Here is a 6,532-nt window from a genome sequence, read left to right as displayed (position 1 = left end):
GGCGGCGCGGCTCGCCGCCGCGCCGCCGCCCAAACCCGCGATTCCGCCTGCGGCGCTGGCGGCCGACCGGCTGGCCGGTTTCTATCGTGGGCTCGGCGATTCGACGCATACCGGCGAGATCGTCCAGCATCTGTTCGAGGCTGCTGCTGCGGCCGGCGTGACGCTCGACAAGGCCGAATACAAGCCGGGGTACGATGGGTTCGGCCGCTTCGATACCTACACCGTCGTGTTGCCGGTGAAGGGCGATTACGCGCGGCTGCGGCGGTTCGGCGAGACGGTGCTGGCGGCCGTGCCGTACGCCGCGCTCGACGACATGCGCTTCAAGCGCAGCTCGGCCGAGGATGCCGGCGTGGAGGCCAATCTGCGCTTCACGGCGTTCTTGCGGCCGGTGGCGATCGCGCCGTTGAGCGCGTCGGAGGAGGCGGCGATCGAGGCGGGGGCTTCGGCGGCTGACGGTGCTTCGGCGGTTGCGGGGGCTTCGGCGGTTTCGGCGGTTTCGGCGGTTTCCGGGGCGTCGGCTGTCGATACGACCGGGCGTGTGCTGGCCTCGGGCGACGGCTTCGTGCCGTTGCCGGTGTCGGATGCGGCAGTGGGGGCAGTGGGGCATCCGGCGACGGTCGTGTCGGTCAACGCGCAACCGCGTGGAGCGGATGCCGCGTTGGCGAAGGGGCCGGTGACGTTGCCGGGGCTGGCGGTGATTCGGCCGGTGGAGACGCGTTCGGCGCAGACGAAGGGAGCGGTTGCGCCGGAGGCGCGTGCTGCCGAACCTCGCGAAGCAAAAGCGCAGTCGCCGGAGGTGCGTGCGGGTGGGGCGCATGAAGGGAAGACATCGTTGCCGGTTGCGGGTGCTGTCGAGGCGCATGAAGGCAAGATGCCGTCGCCAGTTGCGCGTGCGGCTGAAACGCATGAAGGCAGGATGTCGTCGCCGGTTACGCGTGCGGCTGAAACGCATGAAGGCAAGACCTCGTCACCGGTGGCGCGTGCCGTCGAAACGCGCGAGCCAAAGCCGGTGTCCCCGGCTGCACGTTCGGCCGCCACGCGCGAAGCAGAAGTCGCATCGCCGGTCGCACGCGCCAACGCAACGCACGAGGCAAAGCTCCCGTCGCCGGATACGTATTCGACTGCAAAGCCCGAAGCCCGCACCGCCAATGCGGCGAACGCGCCCGGTGCGGCTGGCGTCGCGATGCCGGTGGCGGTGCCACCACCGGCCGCTACGGCCAGGCGCGAGGCAACGTACCTGCCCGCATCGGCACCGGCCGCGCTCGCCCGCTCGGTGGTTGCGTCGACCGAACCGGCAGCCCCCCATCCCGCCTTGGGCGGCTCCGCCCGCATGGCGAACCTCGCCGCGCAAGCCGCCGTTGTCCGCCGGTTCGCGCCGACGCCCGCATCGTCCGGCCCGGCTCGCCCGTTCGCGCCGACGCCCGCATCGTCCGGCGTGGTTCGCCCGTTCGCGCCGATACCCGCATCGTCCACATCGCCAGCATCATCGTCATCCGCGAACGCCGTGCACGTTATCGATCTGCATGCCCAATCCGGCGGGTCCACGCGCACCTTTGCGAGCGGCGCGGTGGTCACGCCGGCCGCGCTCGCCGCCGCCGCCGCTTCGGCCCCCGATCCCGCCGATGCCACCGCCTCCCCTCCCGGAGGCACCCCATGAAAAAGCCGCAACCGAAGCACATCGCGATGGCCGTGCTGTTCGTCGCGTGCGCGGTGGTGCTGGTGTTCACGCACCACGATGCCGACGACGGCCTGGTCGAAGCCGCCCCGCACGCGGCGCGGCCCGGCGGTGCGTCCGACACCGCGCCGGCCACCGCGCGCGCCGCCGACCCGCGCGCGCCGGGCGCCGTCGAGATCGCCGCGATCCGTCCGCGCACCGTGCGCGGCGATGCCGGCGCGCACGCGCTGTTCGGCACCGTGATGCTGGCGCCGCCGCTGCCCTCGGCCGCACCGGCGCAGGCCGATATCCCGCCGCTGCCGAACACGCCCGCGATGCCGTTCGCGTATCTCGGCAAACAGAAATCGGCCGGACATTGGGAGGTGTATCTCGCGCGCGGCGACGACACGCTGATCGTGCACGACCAGATGGTCATCGACGGCGCCTACAAGATCGATTCGATCACGCCGCCCACCATGACGCTTGTCTATCTGCCCCAGAAACTAGTTCAGACGATGGATATCGGCAGTGCCGACTGATCCGCGCGCCATGAGGAACGAACCGTTGCGCAAGCTTTCTTCGAATCGAATCCGCCCGCGCGCGCCGCACGCCGTCGCGATCGCGCTGCGGCGCGCCGCGCTGGTGGTCGCGCTGTCGGTCCTGCTCGGTGCGTGTGCCGCCCAGCAGGCCTTTCACGACGGTCAGAAGCTGACCGCGTCCGGCAAGGTGGACGCCGGCATCGCCAAGTACAACGAAGCGTCCAAGGCCGAGCCCGAGGACGCCGAATACCGCAAGACCTGGCTGGCCGAGCGCGAGAAGGCCGTCGACGATCTGGTGGTGGCCGGCGACCGGCTCGCGGCGGCCGGCTCTCGCGAGGACGCGCGCAAGTCGTACCAGCACGCGCTGGCGCTGAACGCCGGCAACGAGCGCGCGGCGGACGGCATCGCGCGGCTCGACGCCGACGCGCGCCTCAACATCGCGTTGAGCCGCGCCGAGGCGCTGTTCCTGCGCCACCAGCCCGACGACGCGCGCCGCCTGCTCGATGCGGTGCTGACCGAGGCGCCCACCAACCCGCGTGCGCTCGACCTGCAACGCCGGCTGGCCGGCGAAACCGGCTCGGCGCGCGTCGAGGCCGCGCTTGCGGCGGCCTATCGCAAGCCGATCCAGATCGACTTCCGCGATGCGCCGCTCAAGCAGATCTTCGACGTGATCTCGCACAGCTCGGGCATGAACTTCCTGTTCGACCGCGACGTGAAGACCGACCAGCGCACCACGATCTTCCTGAAGAACAGCACGATCGACGCGACCGTGCGCTACGTGCTGGCCACCAACGGCCTCGCGCAGCAGGTGCTCGACGAGAACACCGTGCTGATCTATCCGAACACGGCGGCCAAGATCAAGGATTACCAGGAGCTGGCGGTCCGCACGTTCTTCCTGTCGAACACCGAGGCGAAGACCATCGCCAACACGCTGAAGACGATCCTGAAGATCCACGACGTGGTGGCCGACGAGAAGCTCAACATGGTGATCGTGCGCGACACGCCCGACGCGATCCGCATGGCCGAACGGCTGGTGTCGCTGGAGGACGTGCCCGAGCCGGAAGTGATGCTCGAAGTGGAGGTGCTCGAAGTGCAGCACAACAACGAGCTGAACCTCGGCGTGGCGTGGCCCGGCTCGGTGAACGTCACGCCGCTGCCGCTCGGCAGCGTGATCGCGCCGGTCACGGGGCAGACCACCACGACCACCACCGCGCTGAACCCGTTCGGCATCGGCAGCAGCGTGGTGGGCAGCGGTTCCGGCGTCAATTCGCCGGCGCTGACCATGAACGACCTGCTGCACCAGACGGTGCGCACGCTCGGCCTGTCGTCGCTGCAGGCGACCGCCAACGCGAACGTGCAGGATTCCACCGTCAAGCTGCTGACCAACCCGCGCATTCGCGTGCGCAACCACGAGAAAGCCAAGATCCTGATCGGCGAGCGCGTGCCGAACTTCACGTCGACGGCGACTTCCACCGGCTTCCTGTCGTCGTCGGTCAACTATCTCGACATCGGCCTGACGCTGAACGTCGAGCCGACCGTCTATCTCGACGACACCGTCGGCATCAAGCTCGCGCTGGAGGTCAGCAGCCTCGGCAACTCGATCCAGAGCAGCACCGGCACGTCCGCGTTCCAGATCGGCACGCGCACCGCCAGCACCGTGCTGCAACTGAAGAACGGCGAGACCGACGTGCTCGCCGGCCTGATCGACAACGAGGAGCGCACCTCGGGCAACAAGGTGCCCGGCCTCGGCCAGTTGCCGATCCTCGGGCGGCTGTTCGGCGCGACCGACGATCAGGCCAAGAACACCGAGATCGTGCTGGCGATCACGCCGCACCTGATCCGCAACATTCGTCGCCCCGATGCCGACCTGGCGTATTTCACGTCGGGCACCGAAACGAATCTGCGCAGCATGATCCAGTCGAACGGGCTGGCGCAGCCGGCGGTCAGTTCGGGCGGCGCGGCGGCAGGTGCCGCGGCTTCGCGCTTCGGCGCGGGCGGTGCGGGCAACACCGGGGCATCGGCCGGTGCGAACGGAGCGGGCAGTGCCTACGGCGCGAGCGCGGGCAGCAGCGGCTACGGCGGCGGCTATGGCACGGGCACGCTGGGGGGCGACGGGCTGGCCGCGCCGGGCGTCGGGCCGACGGTCGGCACTGCGCAGATGACGGTGGACGGGCCGCCGCTCGTCAAGACCGGCGATTCGGTCACCGTATCGCTGACGCTGTCGGCCGATCAGCCGGTGGCGAGCGCGTCGACGACGGTGGGCTTCGACGCCACCAAGCTGCAGTTCGTCGGCGTCAGCGAGGGCGATTTCATGAAGCAGGGCGGCACGCCGACCACCTTCTCCAGCCGCGTGGGCACGGGCCAGGTGCAGTTGTCGGACGCCGTGCAGGGCGGCTTGGGCGCGGCCTCGACCGGCACCTACGCGGTGCTGACGTTCAAGGCGCTCGCACCGGTCTCGCAGACCTCGATCAAGGTCCAGCCCGGCGCGTTCGTGGGCCTGACCGGCGGGCCGATCACGCTGGCCACGCCGTCGGCTTATACGCTCGGCATCGATCCGAGGCCATGATGGGGGCGCTGACTTTGCGGTTGGTCGGGTCTTGGCTGCGGCGGCTGGTTTTGGCGCAGGTGTGGCCTTTGGCGCAGGTTCTGCCTTCGTTGCGGTCGCGGTTTTCGTCGCAGCGGCAGGCTTTGTCGCAGGCGCGGCTTTCGTCGCAGCGGCAGGCTTCGTTGCAGGCGCGGTTTTCGTCGCAGTGGCAGGCTTCGTCGCAGGCGCGGCTTTCGTCGCAGCGGCAGGCTTCGTCACAGGCGCGGCTTTCGTCGCAGCGGCAGGCTTCGTCGCAGGCGCGGCTTTCGTCGCAGCGGCAGGCTTCGTTGCAGGCGCGGCTTTCGTCGCAGTGGCAGGCTTCATCGCAGGCGCGGTTTTCGTCGCAGTCGCAAGCGTCATCGCAGTCGCGGCCTTCGTCGCAGCGGCAGGCCCCATCGCAGGCGCATCCTTCATCGCAGTCGCAGTCGCAGTCGCAGTCGCAGTTGCCGTTGCCGTTGCCGGCGCAGCTTTCGCAGCCACCGCGCATGTCCCGCTGGTTCGCGACGGCGCGGCGCGCGCACGGCGAGTGCGCCGCCATGCGCCCGTCCACCACGCGCCGGGCCGCCGGCTTCACGCTGATCGAGTTGCTCGTCACGCTGGCCATCCTCGGCGTGCTGGCCAGCATGACCGTGCCCGTCGCGCAGGTGATGCGCCAGCGCGAGCGCGAGCAGGAACTGCGCGACGCGCTGCATCAGATCCGCACCGCGCTCGACGCCTACAAGACGGCCGGCAAGGACGGCCGGATTCCCGTCGAGAGCGGCAGCTCGGGCTATCCGGCGAAGCTGTCGGTGCTGGTCGAGGGCGTGAAGGACCAGACCGACCTCAAGGGCCGCAAGCTCTATTTCCTGCGCCGCCTGCCGCGCGATCCGATGAACCGCGACGCCGCGCTCGACGCCGCCGACACCTGGGGCAAGCGCGCCTATTCGAGCGAACCCGACGATCCGCAGGAAGGCGACGACGTCTACGACGTCTATTCGCTGTCCCGGGGCGTCGGCCTGAACGGCATTCCCTACCGCAATTGGTGACGGCGATGACACTTCCTCCGATCGGCCGCGCGGGTGCGCCGCGCCGCCCTCTCGGCCGCGGCTTCACGCTGATCGAGCTGCTGCTGGTGCTGTCGATCATCGCGCTGATGCTGACGATCGCGCTGCCGCAGTATTTCCATTCGATCGATTCGTCGAAGGAGAAGATCCTCGCCGAGAACCTGCACGCGACGCGCGACGCGATCGATGCGTTCTACGGCGACGCGGGGCGCTACCCGGATTCGCTGCAGGAACTCGTCGACAAGCACTACCTGCGCGCGCTGCCGTTCGATCCGGTGGCCGACAGCGCGACCACGTGGCAGATCATCGCGCCCGAGGAGCAGTTCCCCGGCAAGGTCTACGACCTCAAGAGCGGCGCACAGGGCGCCACGCAGGACGGGCGGCCGTTCGATTCGTTATGACGGCGACCGGACGCCGCCGCGCACTCGCCCGCATTCGCCGCCGCGTTCCACGCGCCGGGCAGCGCGGCTTTGCGTTTATCGCGTTGCTGATCGGCATCGCGATCATCGCCGTGGCGGCCGCCGCCACGATCCAGATCGGCGCGCTGTATCAGCGGCGCATGGCCGAACGCGCGCTGCTCGATGTCGGCGACGCGTTCCAGCGCGCGCTGCTCAGTTACGCCGACAGCACGCCGGCCGGCCTGCCACGCGCGCCGAGCACGCTGGAGGATCTGCTGCACGACCCGCGCTTTCCGAACCCCACGCGGCACCTG

7 protein-coding genes are annotated in these 6,532 nt (G+C 69.7%); 5 read left to right on the top strand and 2 right to left on the bottom strand.

Annotation, left to right across the window (positions count from 1 at the left end):
- The first annotated feature begins 277 nt into the window (after positions 1–277).
- From ACYP33_RS13045 to ACYP33_RS13035, 3 genes are read left to right on the top strand one after another with little or no spacing between them, the layout of a single operon-like run.
- A complete protein-coding gene (locus ACYP33_RS13045; RefSeq protein WP_459622155.1) occupies positions 278–1,657 on the top strand; it encodes a hypothetical protein in 1,380 nt (459 codons plus the stop codon).
- Entirely contained in the window at positions 1,654–2,193 is a 540-nt protein-coding gene (locus ACYP33_RS13040; protein ID WP_459622153.1) for a hypothetical protein, read from the top strand. Before ACYP33_RS13045 ends, ACYP33_RS13040 begins: the two co-directional genes overlap by 4 nt.
- 25 nt (positions 2,194–2,218) lie before the next feature.
- Positions 2,219–4,759: a secretin N-terminal domain-containing protein gene (locus ACYP33_RS13035; RefSeq protein ID WP_459622151.1), complete on the top strand. Its 2,541-nt coding sequence runs from the start codon at positions 2,219–2,221 to the stop codon at positions 4,757–4,759.
- On the opposite strand, the gene ACYP33_RS13030 is transcribed toward ACYP33_RS13035, so the two are convergent.
- A complete protein-coding gene (locus ACYP33_RS13030) occupies positions 4,707–5,315 on the bottom strand; it encodes a hypothetical protein (protein ID WP_459622149.1) in 609 nt (202 codons plus the stop codon). The two genes, ACYP33_RS13035 and ACYP33_RS13030, sit on opposite strands and share 53 nt — an antisense overlap.
- Between ACYP33_RS13030 and ACYP33_RS13025 the strand changes: the two genes are divergently transcribed.
- Positions 5,314–5,802 carry a prepilin-type N-terminal cleavage/methylation domain-containing protein gene (locus ACYP33_RS13025; RefSeq protein ID WP_459622147.1) on the top strand — a complete coding sequence of 163 codons (489 nt, stop codon included), beginning with the start codon at positions 5,314–5,316 and terminating at the stop codon, positions 5,800–5,802. The two genes, ACYP33_RS13030 and ACYP33_RS13025, sit on opposite strands and share 2 nt — an antisense overlap.
- Positions 5,803–5,807: 5 nt before the next feature.
- Positions 5,808–6,221 carry a type II secretion system protein gene (locus ACYP33_RS13020; RefSeq protein WP_414450586.1) on the top strand — a complete coding sequence of 138 codons (414 nt, stop codon included), beginning with the start codon at positions 5,808–5,810 and terminating at the stop codon, positions 6,219–6,221.
- Here ACYP33_RS13020 and ACYP33_RS13015 read toward each other — a convergent pair.
- Complete coding sequence (locus ACYP33_RS13015) at positions 6,158–6,499, bottom strand: hypothetical protein (protein WP_459622145.1); 342 nt, start codon at positions 6,497–6,499, stop codon at positions 6,158–6,160. The genes ACYP33_RS13020 and ACYP33_RS13015 overlap by 64 nt on opposite strands.
- Between the last annotated feature and the right edge of the window lie 33 nt (positions 6,500–6,532).

The organism is Burkholderia sp. 3C (assembly GCF_054589155.1).
Note: the sequence above shows the minus strand (reverse complement) of the source record. Positions and strands in the feature narration are given on the sequence as shown.